General features: G+C 59.9%; 18 protein-coding genes. 9 read left to right on the top strand and 9 right to left on the bottom strand.

Features of this window, described 5'->3' with window-relative positions; all coding sequences use genetic code 11:
- Positions 1-21: 21 nt before the first annotated feature.
- The gene (locus ACNS88_RS15500; RefSeq protein WP_435099496.1) at positions 22-1,044 is read right to left on the bottom strand and encodes an NADP-dependent oxidoreductase; all 1,023 of its coding nucleotides are present in this window, start codon (positions 1,042-1,044) and stop codon (positions 22-24) included.
- Positions 1,045-1,206: 162 nt separating this feature from the next.
- Between ACNS88_RS15500 and ACNS88_RS15495 the strand changes: the two genes are divergently transcribed.
- Positions 1,207-1,617 carry a PaaX domain-containing protein gene (locus ACNS88_RS15495; protein ID WP_435099493.1) on the top strand — a complete coding sequence of 137 codons (411 nt, stop codon included), beginning with the start codon at positions 1,207-1,209 and terminating at the stop codon, positions 1,615-1,617.
- A gap of 81 nt (positions 1,618-1,698) precedes the next feature.
- Here the strand turns inward: ACNS88_RS15495 and ACNS88_RS15490 are convergent, their stop codons facing one another.
- The 6 genes from ACNS88_RS15490 to ACNS88_RS15465 form a co-directional block, all read right to left on the bottom strand.
- Positions 1,699-2,247 (bottom strand): DUF7342 family protein, encoded by a 549-nt coding sequence (locus ACNS88_RS15490; RefSeq protein ID WP_435099490.1) that lies wholly within the window; start codon positions 2,245-2,247, stop codon positions 1,699-1,701.
- Between the two features lie 26 nt (positions 2,248-2,273).
- Positions 2,274-2,870 carry a DUF7342 family protein gene (locus tag ACNS88_RS15485; RefSeq protein ID WP_435099487.1) on the bottom strand — a complete coding sequence of 199 codons (597 nt, stop codon included), beginning with the start codon at positions 2,868-2,870 and terminating at the stop codon, positions 2,274-2,276.
- Positions 2,871-2,990: 120 nt separating this feature from the next.
- Positions 2,991-4,127 carry a CapA family protein gene (locus ACNS88_RS15480; protein ID WP_435099484.1) on the bottom strand — a complete coding sequence of 379 codons (1,137 nt, stop codon included), beginning with the start codon at positions 4,125-4,127 and terminating at the stop codon, positions 2,991-2,993.
- A 58-nt stretch (positions 4,128-4,185) separates the two neighbouring features.
- On the bottom strand, positions 4,186-4,944 hold the full coding sequence (locus tag ACNS88_RS15475) for a DUF3307 domain-containing protein (RefSeq protein WP_435099481.1): 759 nt from the start codon (positions 4,942-4,944) through the stop codon (positions 4,186-4,188).
- Positions 4,941-5,606 (bottom strand): SatD family protein, encoded by a 666-nt coding sequence (locus ACNS88_RS15470; protein WP_435099478.1) that lies wholly within the window; start codon positions 5,604-5,606, stop codon positions 4,941-4,943. Before ACNS88_RS15470 ends, ACNS88_RS15475 begins: the two co-directional genes overlap by 4 nt.
- 252 nt (positions 5,607-5,858) lie before the next feature.
- Positions 5,859-6,200, bottom strand: coding sequence for a hypothetical protein (locus tag ACNS88_RS15465; RefSeq protein WP_435099475.1), 342 nt, complete (start codon positions 6,198-6,200; stop codon positions 5,859-5,861).
- Between the two features lie 46 nt (positions 6,201-6,246).
- Between ACNS88_RS15465 and ACNS88_RS15460 the strand changes: the two genes are divergently transcribed.
- The 3 genes from ACNS88_RS15460 to ACNS88_RS15450 all read left to right on the top strand — a co-directional run bounded on the left by ACNS88_RS15460 (position 6,247) and on the right by ACNS88_RS15450 (position 7,319).
- The gene (locus ACNS88_RS15460) at positions 6,247-6,465 is read left to right on the top strand and encodes a hypothetical protein (protein ID WP_435099472.1); all 219 of its coding nucleotides are present in this window, start codon (positions 6,247-6,249) and stop codon (positions 6,463-6,465) included.
- A 117-nt stretch (positions 6,466-6,582) separates the two neighbouring features.
- Positions 6,583-6,891, top strand: coding sequence for an AbrB/MazE/SpoVT family DNA-binding domain-containing protein (locus tag ACNS88_RS15455; RefSeq protein ID WP_435099469.1), 309 nt, complete (start codon positions 6,583-6,585; stop codon positions 6,889-6,891).
- The gene (locus ACNS88_RS15450; RefSeq protein WP_435099466.1) at positions 6,888-7,319 is read left to right on the top strand and encodes a PIN domain-containing protein; all 432 of its coding nucleotides are present in this window, start codon (positions 6,888-6,890) and stop codon (positions 7,317-7,319) included. Before ACNS88_RS15455 ends, ACNS88_RS15450 begins: the two co-directional genes overlap by 4 nt.
- A gap of 9 nt (positions 7,320-7,328) precedes the next feature.
- Here the strand turns inward: ACNS88_RS15450 and ACNS88_RS15445 are convergent, their stop codons facing one another.
- Together ACNS88_RS15445 and ACNS88_RS15440 are read right to left on the bottom strand one after the other, a co-directional pair.
- Positions 7,329-8,273 (bottom strand): DUF368 domain-containing protein, encoded by a 945-nt coding sequence (locus ACNS88_RS15445; RefSeq protein WP_435099463.1) that lies wholly within the window; start codon positions 8,271-8,273, stop codon positions 7,329-7,331.
- Positions 8,274-8,279: 6 nt separating this feature from the next.
- A complete protein-coding gene (locus ACNS88_RS15440) occupies positions 8,280-11,426 on the bottom strand; it encodes an oligosaccharyl transferase, archaeosortase A system-associated (protein WP_435099460.1) in 3,147 nt (1,048 codons plus the stop codon).
- A gap of 346 nt (positions 11,427-11,772) precedes the next feature.
- On the opposite strand from ACNS88_RS15440, the gene ACNS88_RS15435 reads away from it, so the two are divergent.
- The 5 genes from ACNS88_RS15435 (at position 11,773) to ACNS88_RS15415 (ending at position 17,181) form a co-directional block, all read left to right on the top strand.
- The gene (locus tag ACNS88_RS15435) at positions 11,773-12,972 is read left to right on the top strand and encodes an orc1/cdc6 family replication initiation protein (RefSeq protein ID WP_435099457.1); all 1,200 of its coding nucleotides are present in this window, start codon (positions 11,773-11,775) and stop codon (positions 12,970-12,972) included.
- Positions 12,973-13,066: 94 nt separating this feature from the next.
- Entirely contained in the window at positions 13,067-13,984 is a 918-nt protein-coding gene (gene aglG / locus ACNS88_RS15430) for a glucosyl-dolichyl phosphate glucuronosyltransferase (protein WP_435099454.1), read from the top strand.
- 47 nt (positions 13,985-14,031) lie between these two features.
- The gene (locus ACNS88_RS15425) at positions 14,032-15,309 is read left to right on the top strand and encodes a nucleotide sugar dehydrogenase (RefSeq protein WP_435099451.1); all 1,278 of its coding nucleotides are present in this window, start codon (positions 14,032-14,034) and stop codon (positions 15,307-15,309) included.
- A 69-nt stretch (positions 15,310-15,378) separates the two neighbouring features.
- The gene (locus ACNS88_RS15420) at positions 15,379-16,155 is read left to right on the top strand and encodes an FkbM family methyltransferase (protein ID WP_435099448.1); all 777 of its coding nucleotides are present in this window, start codon (positions 15,379-15,381) and stop codon (positions 16,153-16,155) included.
- Positions 16,156-17,181, top strand: coding sequence for a glycosyltransferase (locus ACNS88_RS15415; RefSeq protein WP_435099445.1), 1,026 nt, complete (start codon positions 16,156-16,158; stop codon positions 17,179-17,181). It begins immediately after the preceding gene.
- Positions 17,182-17,230: the final 49 nt, after the last annotated feature.

Here is a 17,230-nt window from a genome sequence, read left to right as displayed (position 1 = left end):
TCAGCGTATCCCGGCGCCGTGCTACTCTTCGTCCGCCGCCGACACCCGCACCACCTGTTTGCCGATGTTGTCGCCGGCGAAGAGCCCGAGGAAGGCGTCGGGGGCGTTCTCTAGCCCCTCGACGACCGTCTCGCGGTGTTGAAGCTCGCCGCTCGCGACCCAGCGCGCGAGGCGCTCGCTCGCCTCGCCGAATCGACTTGCAAAGTCGGCGATGAGCAGTCCTTCGACCCGCGCTCGCACCGCGATGAGCTGCGGGAGCTTCCGCGGTCCCGTCGGGACGTCCTCGTCGTTGTAGTGGGCGATCTGCCCGCAGACCGCGACCCGCGCGTCGAGGTTCAGCTGTGTGAACACGGCGTCCGTGATCGGGCCGCCGACGTTGTCGTAGTACACGTCCACGCCGCCGGGCGCGGCCTCGTCGAGCGCGGCGCGGTAGTCGTCGGTCGTCTTGTAGTTGATCGCGGCGTCGAAGCCGAGGTCGTCGGTGAGCCACGCCGTCTTCTCGTCGCTGCCGGCGAAGCCGACCACGTGACAGCCGTTGCGCTTGGCGATCTGACCGACGACCGAGCCGACCGCACCCGCCGCGCCCGAGACGACGACCGTGTCGCCGGGTTTGGGCTCGCCGACCTCCAGCAGGCCGAAGTAAGCGGTCCGGCCGGGCATCCCGAGGACGCCGAGGTACGCCTCCGGGTCAGCAATGGTTGTGTCGACCGGTGCCACGTCGTCGGCGTCGAGGATCGAATGATCGGCCCACCGGCCCTCGCCGGTCACGAGGTCGCCGGCGTCGTACGCGTCGCTCGCGCTCTCGATCACTTCGCCGACAATCCCGCCTTTGAGCGCGTCGCCCACGTCCCACGGCTCCGCGTACGACTCGGCGTCGCGCATCCGACCGCGCATGTACGGGTCGACGGAGAGGAAACGGGTGCGAACGAGGAGTTCGCCGGGGCCGGGGACGGGGACGTCCGTCTCGCGCAGTTCGAAGCAGTCCTGATCGGGTTCGCCGTCGGGTCGCTCGGCGAGCAGCCACTCGCGGTTGGTGTTCGTCACGGTCGACGTTGACGGCTGCGACTCAATAGGGTTTGGACGCCAGCAGGGAACGGGGTCGACGTGGTGGGGAAACGAGATAGTGCTCGAGAACACACTGTCAGCCACACCGACCGCGACATTCATCAAATTATAAACACATTCAAATACATACAATCAATAACAATGCCAGTCGATCTCCGAAGACACGACCCGGATAACCCGATCAACATCCGCCCCGGGACAAACAAAGCCACGATCATCAAACTCCTGTATCGGGAGACGAACCTTGCGTACACTCCGGCAGAGATCCGAGAGGCGCTTGACCTGCCACGCGGCACCACATCGACGACGTTGTCCCGCCTCCACGACGACGGGCTCATTGGGAAAACCAGCGACGGCCTATACCACGGCCTTGAGCGCCGGGATGACCTGCGGCGATTCGCCCGGAGTCTTGTCCAGCTCGACGACATGGCAGCTCGGTATCCAGATCCGGGCCTTTCCCCGGGGGATGTTGAACAGACCGGTACGGGTGCACGGAGAGAATTGCCATCTGACCGTGTCGCCGATCGTGTCGAGTCCGAAGAAGAACAGTAACATCGCGATTTCGGTAGATCGAGCATTCTGTGCTGTACTTCAGACTAGCAAAGCGACTGCCCTAGAATCAATACCCGAGGCTCAGTAAGAGGGCGGACTCGACGAGTTGCTCTCTCCGGGATACAGCGCTCGGGCGTCTTCGTAGAGTTCCAGCGCGTGTTGCAGTAAGCATTTGTTGTCTTTAGATTGGTCCCACTGCCGAAGGACGCGATTGCGATCTCGAATCTCTGTGCTGTCGAGGCTGTCATCCGTGAGCGCCGATTCCAACTCGCCACGCGATTTGACCTCGAATTCGGTCTTCCATTCATCAATCTCCGCTTGAATAGCTGCGATCTCCTCGCGAAGTTCCGCTCGCGTATGCGTGTTGATCAACTCGGTCAATTCATTAAAATAGCGCAGCTGATAGTTCGGTGCGTACTTCGTGTTACCGTCGTCGCCGTCGACAGCCCGCAGTTGTCCGAACTCGACGAGTATCTCTAGCTCAGCTTTCGCAGGTTGCCGCGCTGACACCTGCGCTTCCTCGCGCACCCACTCGATAGATCGAGGCTCGGTGAGCGTCGTTGCGATCTCCCGAACGCGCTCGCGGGCGGAGAGGCCGTCGGTCCACGTTCCGATGCCACAGGCAGTCATGTGTGTCAGTCAGGAGCCGTATTCGATTATCTCTTTGGGCGACTCACGCCTATGAGAGAGTCACGTCCAGTAGCGTCCTCGGACATCGTCGCAAGCGCGCGTTCGAGAAGCGTCACCCGACGGCGAGCCGTTCGCCACGCGGAGAGGCGTTCCCAGACCTCCTCGATCGATTGGTCGGTCTCCGCGGCATAACCCGTGATCGACACGTCGTCGGGGGATGTCTCGTCAAACTCGCTTTGAAATTCCTCAACGCGTTCTGCTTCCGTCTGCAGGAGATCGAGTAGTTCGTCGGCGGCGTACTCGGTGCGAAGCGTTTGGACACGCCGCCAGTTCAAGTACTCCTGATTGCGCTGGTAGGTCGCCGGAGACTCGGTGACTCGGGTTACGACGCCCATTCGCTCAAACCAGTCTAAGTACTCGCGTGCGGCGTCCACGCCGTGTCCAGCACGATCCGCCACGTCGCCCGCCGTTGCGGGGGCGTCGAGCCCGAGGACTGCGTCGAAGAAATCGTCTCGCGTTCGATCACCGCTGACGAGCTCGGACGGTGGCGTGAGCGCGTCGAAGTCCGGCGCCTCGCGACGCTCGTCGCGAGAGGCCGTCAGTTCGGAGCGCGGGTCGTCCATACGGGATATATCGTTCTCGCACGGAATAAATCTTTGTCGCGTGGGATACGTGGTCCCAGTGGCACAACCCCGGGAACCGTGACTGGAAGAATGTCGGAGGAGCCTACGCCGACAGGGGCCTCACTCTCCGCCAAGCGGGAACACCAACTGGTCGTCGCTTCGCTCAACTGTGGTCCCAAACGCCGCAGAACGCTCCGCGAGCGTGTCGCGCACCCATGCGGCGACCTCGTCGTCCGCCAGCGTCGCCGCCTCGTCGACGATCGCGATCGGCTCGACGACCAGCTCGTCGGGGTCGCCGTCGCGCACCACGAGTTCGAAGAGTGCGCTCCGCTTGTTGTGGACGCCCTGCCGATCGATGTAGTCGACGTAGTCGTCGACGAAATCCGCCGCGTCGTAGATGATCGGGCGCCCCTGATACACCTCGACACCTTGGAGGACGTGTGCGCTGTGCCCGTGGACCACGTCGACGCCCTGCTCGATCAGCCACCGGCCGAACGCCTCGTGGACGGCGCGGGGCTTCGTCTCCCAGTTCGGCCCCCAGTGGAGCGACGCGACGACGAGGTCGGGATTGTGTTCCGCTGCGCTGTCGAGAATTTCGTTAACGAGCGCGCGCGTCCCGGGCACAGACGGATCGAGCGTCGCGAACGCGGTCCCCGGATCCGACGCGCCCGCGGCGAACGCCTCGGCCTGGTCGGTGAGGCCGAACGCGGCGACGGTCAGATCGCCCGCCTCGAAAGTTGTTGGTTCGAGCGCTGCGTCCCAGTCGGTGCCGGCGCCGGCGTGTGCGATCCCCGCGTCGGACAGGTGCGACTCGGTGTCCCGGAGCGCGGGCGCGCTGTAGTCGAGGATGTGGTTGTTCGCGAGCGAGACGAACGAGGCGTCCGCCGCTTCGAGGGCCGGCACGGCGAAGGCGGGGTCAGCCCGGAAGTAGTATCCCTTGTTCGGCCAGCGCGTCCCGCGATCGGAGATGCAACACTCCAGGTTGCCGACCAGCCCGTCGAGTTCTTGGAGCCGCGAGAGTGTCGAACCCCAGACCTGTTCGGGATCGTCGTCGGCCCACCGCTCGGTGACGCTCCGACCGAGCATCAGGTCGCCGACGAACCCGATCCGGGTCGGGTCGCTCTCGGTGGTGTCGCCGGAGTCGGTTTCGGTCGTTCCGCCACTCCCGTCGGCCGAGTTCGGAGACATGGCAGTACACCCAGCGAGTCCGACGAGTCCGGAGATGCCCGATGCCAGCAGGGCCCGGCGCGTTCGCATCGATCGGTGGTTCATTGAGTGGTGGTTTGAAGGCTGCGGAGGGTGAGCTTCGATGCGGTCAAACGAGGATTGAGACAAGTCCCACTAAGGCGATCGCCACGAGAACACTGGTCAGTGTCCCGACGAGGAAGTACTCGGCAAACGGTCGTTGCTTGAGCTCCTCGAACCGAGCAACCGACTTCGCCGCCACGACGAGGCCGACCGATCCCCACAGGCCAGCCACCCCCAGAAAGAGGATGAGCCACCGTTCGAGACTCCCGATGAGCGATCCCGCCTCGAGATCATCCTCGTGGTCGGATTCGGGCCCCTGTTCCGGGAGCACGCCACGGACGATCGCATTGCCGCCGTCGTGAGCGAACACAAATGCGGCGAGGTACACCGCTCCGGTGGTCGCCTCGGCCCAGGAGAGTCCGTCCGCCCCACCGAGTGCGGTCACCACCGGTGCGGCCGTCCAGGCTGTGGGCTCCAACAACATCCACCCGGCGAGGATAACGAGGAGGTGGGCCAGCTGGTCAGCGAAGAATAGGTGCGGTGAACTCCCCCTGTGGGTTCGCAGCCGGGCCGAGACCGCGTCGATCGGGAGATGCACGACACCGATCAAGAGCACGATAAGCGCCGACTGTGCCGTCAACAGCGGGAGAAATGCGACGAGATGAACGACGAGGACGATCCCGACGTGCGTGAGAAGCGGGCGGAGCCGGTGTTTGTTCCTCGCGAGGTCGTCCGTCTGGAAGGCGAAATCGCCGAGGATATGCCCCAACAGCAGCAGCGCGAAAGCGGTCCCCGCCGGGCCGAGACTGGTCAACCAACCACTCATAGCCGCTCTCCCCCGGTGAGCGCTGCTTGCAAGAGGTCCCCGATCGAGGTTTCGGCTTTCCGGACCTTTCGGACGTGGCCGGCGCTGAGTGATTCACTGACGGTCGATTTCGAGACGCCGTAGCGCTCTGCGACGCGTTTCTGGGTGGCCGCTTCTGTGAGTGCGAGCGCGAACTCCGCCTGCCGGGCCGTCCAGTCTTCGCGCACACACTGCACCAGGTCAGCCATCGCATTGACGTGGCTGTCGAGGGCGTTCGACCAGCCGTCGACGCGGAGCCACGCCTCGTCCGTTGCAGCCGCATCGATCGCTTTCCGAGCGCGGTGGAAGCACGGTCCATCCATCCCGATCGCTTGGTCCGGATTCACCTCGGTGTCGAGTTCGCCGAGACCGATGCCGAATCGCAGCCGTGCCGGGTGAAATCGATCGCTTGCCGCCACCGCCGCGGTAACGGCATCGGTCGCATCGGTCAGGAGTACTTGAAATTCGTCGCCTGTTGTTACAGTGAACCGTGACGCGATCGAGCCGTCCGGAACGTGCTCGTTGAGCGAGTCGACAACCTGTTTAAACTCTTCCTGTGCTTCGTTGCGGTTGTCTAACTTCCGGGAGCCACGGATGTCACCGATCAATGCCACATATCTGGGGTCGTCCGGGTTCGTAGCCATTTGTTCGCCTCAGTTACCGAACTAACGGATAATTCGGTATTATCACCGAACCACATCAATATTGGGGCCGCGATGAGTTCGTCTATTAAACCGAACTATCGGGTGGTTCGGTTACATCGGCGAACATCCTGCGACTTCGAGTTCATGCGTGTTCTCGCATCCTGAAGCCCTCTGTCAGCAACACTCCCCAGAGATTACTGAGACCGCGCGAGTCGTTGGCGGGGCGTCAGTGGCCCACGACTACGTCGTGGGTTACTGACCTGTACTATTGAGTGCGCTGTTCAACTCGAAGAGTTCTCGAACGACATCGCTATCAGCTACTTTGTAGCGACGCGGTGACGTCTTCGGCACCTCCTCGATGAGTTCGACTTCCAGTAACAGATCGGTGTAGTTGCCGACAGTCTGTCGCGTAACCCCCGCGTGTTCGGCGAATTCGGTTTTGTTAAACTCCCGATTTGGAGGAAGATCTAAGAGTGCGTCAACGAGGATCGGAACGGCATCATGCTGTGTGAGATGGAGCCACCCGCTTGGATGCTCTTTGCGAAGCTCCTTCTTTTGTTTTCGGTCATCCTCCCGGCGCTCAATACTGCTCATATGCAATACTGGCAGTGTATTCTGATAAGTATTTCCACTAGCGTTAATGCGAATTAACACTATTTATCTGACTGCTCGCGAGGTCTACGCCACCCTCCGAACCGAGGCGTATATTCGGTACCGTGGAAATCGCGGCATTGAACTCGATAAAAGTAACTTCGACAAACTTGCAGATGTTCTCTACTACGAGTGTAACTGGGAGGCGTGGGAGATTAAAAGCCGACTCAAACACTACGAAGGCGTAGAAAACCACGAGTGGGGATAATGAGAACCGACAAAATTAGTACCGTATCTACGCGGAGGAGAAGGGGATCAATTACTACCTACTCGAATCAGCACTGTCTTTTTGTATTATTAGTTCAAAGTAATGATTTAGAATAGTATGAGCAAGACAGAATCTGAAAAAGTGGTGTCCGTGTCGTCGCGGGGACAAGCGACCATCCCGAAGGAGTTCCGCGAGGAGTTGGGGATCGACACGCCCGGCCGTGTGAAGTTCATCCGGACCGAGGAGGGCGACATCGTCGTTCGTCCCATCCACTCGGTTACAGATCTGCGTGGGGTTCTGGAAGGGAAAACCGACGACCAGGAGCGCTCGGCAACTGAGCGCCTTCAGGAGGAACGCAAAGCGGACACCGCCACCGAAGCGGAGTTGCGGCAGCGCTACACGAGTGACGCCGAGGGTGACACGTGACGGACGGCACCGAGATCCCCGACTCGATCGTCTTCGACGCCGAGCCACTCATCGCCTACTTCTGCGATGAGCCGGGAAGCGACACCGTCGAAACGTACGTCGAGGCTGTTGAAGGCGCGGCAGACGGCTACATCTCGGCGATCAATCTCGCCGAAGTCCACTACATCGTCCGTGCAATCGACGGCGAGGAGCGTGCCGATGCCGTCGTCGACGTCCTCGAGGAAAGCGGCATCAGTCGAGTCGACACCGAACACACGTGGCCGTCAGCAGCCGACTTCAAATATCGCCACGCTCCGGCGCTTGGGGATGCCTTCGCGCTCGGAACCACAGCACACGTCGACGGGACGCTACTCGTCGGTGCGGATGACGATTACGACGACATCACTGAGGTCGCGATCACACGGTTCCGGACCGAACCGGCGCAGTAGGTGACCCTTTTAATATTCGATCCCCGTGGAGTACCGGTCCAACACGAGCACCACCGCAGCGCCGCCGACCGCCGCGAGCGCGAACCGCGGCGCCGCAGCCCGCCACGTCTCGCCGCTTTCGGCCAGCCGGATCGACACCTCGACGAGGGGCGCCCGGAGCGCGCCGACGATCAGGCTGACGAGAAAGGCGAGCGTCGCGGCGCGAGCCCGCGCGAGCGCGTACTTCACGGCGTGTGCGATCGTGACCACGCCGACGACGCCGCCGAGGAGGAACGCTACGACCGGGGGGAGCGTCTCGACGAGCGTGTCGGTGCCGTTCCCGAGCGCGACCGCCGCGAGCCCGTCGACGAACCGGCTCACCGTCCCCGACATGTACTCGTACTGGCCGAGCACGACCAGGAGGAGTGACCCGGAGACGCCCGGGAGGATCATCGCGCTGACCGCGATCGCGCCGGCGACGAACACGACCGGGAGCGAGCTGGTGAGTGCCGTCGAAGCGTACCCCGACGCGAGGAAGGCGAGCGTGAACCCGCCGAGCGCGGCCGCCTTGCGTCGGGGCGTGTCGAGTTCGACGTCGCCGAGGAGGACCGCTGCGCTCGCGGCGATCAGCCCGAAGAAGAAGCCGTACGTCGCGACGGGCCGCGTGGTGAGTAAGTAGTTGACGCCGCTCAAGACGACGACGACCGCGGTGCCGATGCCCGCGAGGAGCACGACCAGGAAGGCGCCGTCGATCTCGTGGAACGCGGCGCGGGCGTCGGGGATGTTGGCCGGGCGAACGCCCGCGAGGAGCCGGCGGAGCCGCGCGGGGTCGACCGCGGTGACCGCTCCGATCAGCCGCTCGTAGATCCCGACGATGAGCGCGATGGTGCCGCCGGAGACGCCGGGGACCGCGTCCGCGCTCCCCATCGCGACGCCCTTTGCGTATAGTGCCGCCCAGTCCCGGAGGCTGGCCATGATGCGTTACGCGCTCGCGTCGTCGCGGGCGGTCGCGTCGCGGGCGACCGTGTCCGCGTCGGCGAGTGCGACGGTCTCGGTGGTGTTGCCGTCTGTTCCGTCGGTGTTGCCGCCGTCACTGTTGTCGCCTTGGTCGATCGGGCACTCGGGGTCGCCGCTCGGGCAGTCGATGATTTCTTGTTCGAGTTCGACCGTCGCCGCCGCGTCGTCCGCGCCGACGACCTGTCCCTCGGTCACCGCGACCTGGCCGACGCGCTGAGTGGTGTACAGGTCGTCACCGGTGGTCTGTGCGGTGGTGACGTTGTACGGACCGGTGGCGCGGACGCTCGTGTTCGTGTAGCCGTTCTCTGGGCCGAACTCCTCGTAGCCCGTCGTCGAGTACGGCACCGTGAACTCGAAGTTGCCGTTGGCGTCCGCCTCGGCGTACTGGGTGTACTCGAACGTCTGTCCCGTGGCCTTCTCGAGTTCGACCGTCGCTTCGACCTCCTGCCCGGGCTGTGCGCCCGAGCCTTCGATCGTCGCGCCGGGGACGCGTTCGAAGGTCTTCACGAAGTCGTCTTGGAAGGCCTGGAGGGTCGACTCGCCGAGGATGTCCTCGACGGTCGTCCCCTCGCCGACGAGTTGTTGAAGGATGCGCACTTGGAACGCCGAGGGCGACTGGCCTTGGGCTTGGGAAGCGTGGACGAGCCGGTGGTGTTCGAGCGCTGTGACGCGCTCGGAGGGGAGGTCGCCGACGCCGCCGATCTGGGCGCTCCCGTCCTGCTCGACGTACTCACGCGCCGCGGTCATGTTGTCGAACTGTCGGACCGTGGTCGTCGGATCGTCCGGGAGCGTGTCGACTTGGACCTGCTCGCCGCCTCGGGTCTCTGCGGTCCGGGGCTCCCAGTCGACGACGACCGGCTCGGGGTCGACCGCGCTGCCGTAGTGTTCATACAGCCGGATCATCTGGCTCTCGTGATATCGTTGGGTGTTCACCTGCATCACGGTCTGGAACCCGCCCTGCTCGGTCTGCTGGTAGAGGACGCGGTTGAAGTCCGAGCGCGTCTCGTTGCCCGAGTAGAAGGTGACGGGCGCGCCGAACTTGGAGTTCGGCGAGGCCATCTGTGAGTCGACCATCACGTAGCGGGTGTGCTCGCCTTCCGTGCTCTGGCCCGCGAGGACTTCACGTGATTCCGCCTCGGTGGGTGCAAGCAGGTAGTCGGCGGCTTCGCCCGCGTTCTGTTGGAACGGGTTCGCGTTCGGGATGCGTTCGGCGCGGGTGGTGATCCAGTGGCCGTAGTCCCACCACGACTGGACGCCGTACGCGCCTTCCGGGTACTCGAAGTCACCGTCAGCGGGACGCTCGTAGGTGCCGTACAGCTCCATCGGGTTGTCGGCGCCCTCGAGCTCGCCGGGCATGGGCGTCTCGTCGTTCATCCACTGGAGGCTGCCGTCCCACTGGGTGACGCTGCCGGGGCCGTTGTTCGCGCCCGCGGCCCACACCGGCGTCACCATCGCGACGAGGGGGACGAGGACGATAACGACGAGGACGAGCGTTCCCATCACCTGCCATCCCTCGATGTCGCGGGCCTCGTCGAGCGAGTGCAGGCGGAGGAAGTTGACGGTCACCTGCACGAAGTACGCCGCGCCGACCGCGACGATCACCGCGAGGTAGTAGTTGAAGCGCACCTGGGTGAACGCGGCGCTCCCGATGAACGCCGCCCACACGACGAAGTAGAGCTCTTCAGTGTCGTACTCGACGAGGAAGGTTGCGCCGATTAAGAGGGCGGCGGCGATGACGAGCCCGACCACCTGCCAGCTCACGCCGACGACGCCGCCGACTGCGTCGTAGAGTTGGGGGACCGCGTAGACGGAAGCGATAATCGCGAGCGCGGCCGGGATGTAGAGCGTGTGGTTCGCGTCGTCGGAGCGGTAGAGGGGACGCGCGAGGATGTAGAGGATCGCGGCGAGTGCGAGGAAGAAGGCGAGGCCGTACTGGCCGAGGACGAAGTCGGCGAAGGAGGCGCCTTGGAGCGGGGGTTGGGCCTCGCCGATGGTGCGGGCGTTGGCGGTGGCCGAGAAGCCGACGGTGTTGAGGAGGTTACCAACGAGTGTCCCCCACAGTGAAGGGATCGCGAGCCAGACGACGGCTGCGGAGGCGAGGATGAGTCCACCGACTGCGGGCGGATAGGTGGTTGTGTCGAGGTCGCGCGACTCCCACTGGCGGGCGAGCCACGCGAGGAAGACCGCACCGAGCGCGACACCAAGCGGAAGGACGATCTGGAGGAGCGAGTAGCCGGTTGGGGTGAAGCTGAACTCCGCAAGCGGAATCACCTGCATCAGTCCCGCAACAGTCATCGAGACTGCGCCCGCGAAGGCGATGGGCTCCGGGCTTTTCCCGTGGGATACGTCGCTAGTGATCTTGATCGCGAGGAAGATGCCAGTGAATCCGACCATGAGTACGCCGGGCTGCCACGTCCACATGTAGAGGCCGAGTGCGACGCCTGCTGCAGCCGCGTATGCGGCGGGACGTCCGAGAGCGGCCCAATCCTGATCGACGAGGAGTTCCCAGACCGGTTTCTCTCGTTCGGCGACCGCGAAGGCGACGAGGAAGGCGAGGACGGCGATACTCTGGAAGAGTACCTCCGCGGCGCTGTGGTCCGGGAAGCCGACGAGACTGTAGCTGAAGAACGTGCCCGACAGGAGGGCGAGGACGACGACCGCGGCGAGGGCAGCGAAGCGGTCGACGAACCGACGGGCGATGAAGTAGGTCGGGATCGCGACGAGGGTTCCCGCGATGGGCGCCATGATGAGCATGACCTCTTCGGCGCTGCCCATAATCGGGCGGGCGATCCAGATGCTGACCACCATGATGTGGTCCCAGAGGGTCCCGAACTGGCCTGCCCGCGTACCGAATGGGAATCCAGACCAGACGTCGAACGGCATACTACTCGGCCAGTTCTCCATGATGTAGGTCGTTTCGCGGAGGTGATACCACGGGTCGTTCCCGCGGAAATAGACTTGGCCGTCGACAATGAAGTTACCATACGATCGGACTCGCGTCCACAGCATGAACACCAGTATTCCGAGGAGGACCGGAATATGGTACCACCGTTCGAGGAGATCGAGAGGCGAATTCTCGCTCTCCGTGACGGTGTCGGTTTGCTGGCTCATTGTACGAAGTGATACACAAAACGCGCTTAAGGCTTGTTATATAAGCGACGCACTTGCGGGAGTGCACCGGATGCGGTTGGCGATTAGATCTAATTTTTGTATGAAATCGACACCGTATGTGATCGTTGGAGTTGAATCCCCTCACACCCCACTAGTTCCGCTGTTAGAACGTTTCGGTGCTGTCGCGGAGTGCTCACGTTAGTAGTCGTAGAAAGAGGGACTCACCTCGCGTCCTACGATCTGAAACATAACATCGGATCCAGTGGAGTAGTTAGTATATAAGTAGCTGCTAACAACGGAATCAAAAGAACCAATGGTTAAGTGAATCGAGTGTAATCATCAGATAATGAGCGAATTCGCGTTCTGTCCGACCGGACGGATATTCACTGAACGGGAGGCACTTCTCGAAGAGTGGACTCCGGATCAGCTCGTCGGACGGGACACTGAGCTTCAAGCGTATCACGCAGCGCTCCAACCGGTTATCGAGGGCGAAACACCGTCGAATATCTTCCTTTACGGGAAAAGTGGTGTTGGAAAGACTGCTGCAACTCGATTCCTCCTCCAGCAACTCACCCAGGACGCCAGAAATGTCGACGGCGTCAATCTCCACACGACCGAAGTGAACTGTGATGGACTCAATACGAGCTATCAAACTGCGGTCAGGCTGGTAAACGAACTTCGCCCTCCCGAGTCACAGATCTCGAACACCGGATACCCGCAATCCTCGGTCTATGACTTCCTATTCCGCGAACTTGATGCAATCGGTGGAACGGTGTTAATCGTGCTCGACGAAGTCGATCATATCGAGGATGATAGCCTTCTGTATAAACTTCCTCGGGCACGGTCGAACGGGGATGTCGAAAACGTTCGGTTGGGTGTAATTGGTATTTCAAACGACCACCGCTTCCGGAATCAGCTGAGTTCAAAGGTGCGCTCGAGTCTATGTGAAAAAGAAGTTTCGTTCGCTGCGTACAACGCTGACGAACTTCGAAAAGTTCTCCAACAGCGCGAAGCGGTCGCGTTCCATGACGGTGTCGTCGATGAAGGAGTAATCCACGCGTGTGCCGCGTACGGAGCAAAAGACTCCGGGGACGCTCGACAGGCGCTAGATCTCTTACTCGAGAGCGGCGACATCGCCCGTGAGCAGAACGCCGACCACGTCGTCGAAGACCACGTCCAAGCGGCACGCAAACGGCTCCAAACCGATCAGGTAGTCCAGGGGATAGCGAACTACCCAACACACGGAAAACTTGTGTTGTTGGCGCTTACCGTTCTAGCCGAACAGGATCAGACACCGGCTCGAACGCGAGACGTACGGCCGGCCTACGAAGACATCTGTACTCAGGAGGGAACCGATCCAATCTCCAACCGGGCCATCAGGGAGTATCTTTCCGAGCTGGAGACATTGGGAATCGTCTCTGCTACTGAGCGAAACAAGGGTAAAGGCGGTGGGAAGTACAAACTCCACTCGCTGGCACAATCGACTGAGAGCGTTCGACGAGGATTAACCGATCTGCTTGAGGGACCTGCCCGGAGCCCTCGCTAACAGCGGAACCAGTGGGGTGAGGGTGTGAAGGCTCTCAAATCGCATCCATATTTAAAACACAATTCTTATTCGCCGTATGCGTCATCAATCAGGTATGAAGGTCTCCGTTGTCGTCTGCACGTACACGATGGACCGGTACGACGACTTCGCTGAGGCCGTCGACAGCGTTCTCAGGCAGACGTACGACTCCATCGAAATCGTTCTGGTGAGCGACGGCAACGAGGAGGTCGCCGATCGGATGTCCGACGACTTCGGTCACTTCGATTCCGTTCGCGTCCATTGTACCAACGAGAATCGGGGCATCTCGTACAGCCGGACTCGAGGCGCTGAACTGGCGACAGGCGAACTCGTCGCGTTTCTCGATGACGACGCGATCGCGACCCACGACTGGGTCGAAACGCTGGTCGAGACCTACGAGTCAACCGACGCGCACGCGGTCGGCGGTCGCTTGGATCCCCACTGGCTCGCGGGGCAGCCATCGTTCCTCCCCGAAGAGTTCTACTGGCTCATCGGCTGTACAGGGCGCGGATTCGCCGACCACCTCGAAGAAGTCAGAAACACCTACGGATCGAATATCGCCTTCGACCGCGAGGTGTTCCTCGACGTCGGCGGCTACGACGAGGAGACGGGTCGCAAAGGCGACAGCCACGTTCAGGCGCACGAGGCACCGGCCTGTATTCGGATGCAACAGCAGTACGGCCGGGGAGTCGTGTACAACGAGGAGGCGATCGTGTATCACAAGATCTTCGAGTACAGGACGGAGTTCCGCTGGCTCGTGGGGCGTGCGTTCTGGCAGGGATACTCAAAACGGGTGATGAATCTGCGGCACCCCGAAGACGAGGGCAACGAGGGCGAATACCTGCGTAATCTCGCGACGAAGTACGTCCCGCAGCGAATTCGAAGTATAGTCGGCGGGCCGTCCGTCCCGAAGCTTGCGCAGCTGGCCGCGATATTCGTCTTTACTGCCGCAGTCGGATTCGGCTACCTCTATGGGCTCGCGACGTATCGCTGACGAACACTCAACAAGGCTTATCAGTTGATTCCGGCTATACCGGGATAATGCAAACTGGTGACGACACGCCGCGCGTCGGCGTCGTCGGACTCGGATACGTTGGCCTTCCTCTCGCACTCGCGTTCACGCAAGCGGGGTATGAGGTTGTCGGCGTCGATATTGACGAGGATCGCGTCGAAACGCTTCGAAACGGTCAGTCGTACGTGACTGACGTTTCGGATGAAGAGGTGGCCACCGCGCTCACAGAAGGCTTCATCCCGACGACTGAGTACGAGACGTTGAGTGACGCCGACGGCGTGTCGATCTGCGTGCCGACACCGCTCAAGAAGACCGGACAGCCGAATCTTTCGTACGTCGCAGACGCGACGGAGCGGCTCGCAGAGGTGCTTCCAGACGGATGTACGGTTATCCTCGAAAGCACCGTGTATCCGGGTGCGACAGAAGACCTGGTCGCGCCGACGCTGTCTGAGAACGGGAAGACGGTGGGCGAGGACGTGTACGTCGCCTTCTCTCCCGAGCGGATCGACCCCGGGCGGACAGACTATGCGCTCACGGAGATTCCGAAGGTGCTCGGGGGCGTGACGCCCTCGTGTGGCGATCATGCGATGGCGCTGTACGAAGGCGTGTTCGACGAGGTGGTACGCGTCGAGTCGTCGACGGAGGCCGAGCTGGTGAAGCTGTTGGAGAACACGTTCCGTGCCGTCAACATCGGTCTGATCAACGAGATAGCGATGATCGCGAACGAGCTCGAGGTCGACGTCTGGCAGGTCGTGGAGGCGGCCTCGACGAAGCCCTACGGCTTCATGCCGTTTTACCCAGGGCCGGGGCTCGGTGGACACTGCATTCCGATCGATCCGCTGTACCTCTCGTGGAAGGCCGGCCAGCAGGGGATCGAGACGCGCTTCATCGATCTTGCGGATCGGGTGAACCGGGAGATGCCCGTTCACGTCGTTCGACGAGTGAACGAACTACTCAATGAGGAAGGGTTGGCGGTGTCACAGTCGTCGATACTGGTTGTCGGCGTGGCGTACAAGGCCGGAGTATCGGACGTGCGGGAGTCGCCCGCGTACGACGTGATCGGGCTACTGGACGAGCGGGGTGCGGAGATCGCGTACCACGACCCGTACGTGCCGGAGTTCGAGGTTGAGGATAAGAGGTACGAGTCGGTTGAACTGACGGAAAAAAATCTTGGAAATGTTGATGCCGTGTTGGTCTTAACAGACCACGACGTGATCGATTTCGAGTGGCTCAGTAGAAGGACGGACCTGATACTGGATACTCGAGATGCTATTGACAATGATCAGCCACACATCAATAAGCTATAAAACATGTCTGTAAAATCAGCTATTTCGACCGGGCTCACGCGATTACTGTTCCTCGTCTATACCGATCGTGTGGAACGTCTTACGAAGAAAATAGGGATCCATTCACTCCTCGCTTCGGGATATTGGGCGATTCAGTCTCGCTTCCACGATAATACCGCCACTGCCTCAGTCGGTGATCTGGAAGCCGTATTTACGGTCTCAACGATCGATGAATATTATCGGTTTCACAATTTGGTAGGCGAAGAGAGAATCATCTCGGATCTCCTGTCTGAAGTTCGCTCAGACGATGTTTTCTACGATATTGGTGCGAACGTCGGTATGTACACCTGTTTTGTCGCACAGAAACTCTCCGAAGATCAGTTGGTAGCATTCGAACCACATCCAAGAAATGTATCGACACTTCGAGAGAATCTCGAATTGAACGGCCTTGATGCAACAGTCGAAGAATGTGGTCTCTCAAACCGGGAAGCCGAGGGTGAACTTGCTGTGAGTTCTGACCGATCGGGAGAAGGGAGACACTCTCTTGCCGTTTCGGAAGACGAAGAGACGCTTCCAATTACGCTTCGTCGTGGGGATTCAATGATCCAAAGAGACGAAATTCCTCCACCGACGATACTAAAGATAGATGTCGAAGGTGCCGAAGTTGGCGTATTAGAGGGGCTCCGTACCGCACTCCAAGATAGTTGTCGCGTGTGCTACGTTGAAGTTCATCCCGATCGGTTATCTAACTACGACAGTACGATGGACGATCTCCAATCACTATTTGAGGAGTGTGGGTTTGACATGGAGACTATCGGGCATCGTAAAGACGACGAGTACTTCGTCAAGGCGGTAGCAAGCGAATAGATGAGCGACATTAGTGTACTCTGGCTTCAGCCATCAACGGGGGAGAACATAAGCGTTCGACGTGAAAGAATCGCAGAAAAACTTAGACAACGTGGACTCATTGTTGATATCAAAGATGCTAGTGGTCCTGATACAATCAGCGCAATTGGTCATGCAATATGTGGTGGATACGATATAATTGCAGGAAATGTGCGGATAGGTTTATACATTGGCTATCCATTGGCCCGCTTGCTCAAAAAGCCATTTTTAGCAGATGTTAGCGATCCAATCGAACAAATAGATTATTTTCCAACGATACTGTATGAGCTTTTTAGAAAATACGAATGGTATATACTCGAACATTCTGAAATTGTTGTTTTTACTGAGCAAGAGTCTTACCAAATAGCACGAGATCGGAATATTGATGCAACATTAGCAAAGAATTCTGTGAACTATGATTTATTCTCAAATCCAACAGATAAAACGATACAATTTGCAAGGAATGAACTCAAAAAAGAAGGAATCAATCCTGAATCTCCAATTGCAATATATCCTGGGAGGTTCTCATCAGCGTATCATATAAAAGAGATTCTGAATTCAGCCGATATAGTTAGTAACTGGAATTTTGTCTTTCTTGGTGAAGGGCCTGAAAAAGAGGTTATTGATCGAGCTTCAAGAGAGAAACATAATGTGTTCCAGATGGGGCCATACACATATGAAAATATTCCTGGTTTCCTCCAATATGCAGATGTCGGTCTTTGTTTGGTGAATGTTGAGCGGCCACTCAAAATACTTGAGTATGGCGCAGCCACCGTTCCTGTTCTAGGTAAGCCTGGCAAGCTAAAAAAAGAATTCTCCGAGGAGCAAATATGGTATGTCAATCCAACTCCAGAGTGTATCGCATCTGGCTTAGAAGAGATCCGAGATAGTCCCAAAGAAGCAAATAAGCGGAGCAAAAATCTCAATGAGACAGCGTTGAAAAACAGTTGGGAATCTATTGCAGACCAGTACTATGAACTCATTTCGCAGGTCATCGCTGAAAACTAGCGATGGAAACGTTAACCAATATGTGTGCTAATCCTACTATCAATCAGGT

Origin of the sequence: Halorubrum shenae, assembly GCF_051194165.1 — an archaeon.
Taxonomy (GTDB): Archaea; Halobacteriota; Halobacteria; order Halobacteriales; family Haloferacaceae; genus Halorubrum.
The sequence above is the reverse complement of the archived record's forward strand: the minus strand, read 5'-3'. Positions and strand labels throughout refer to the sequence as shown.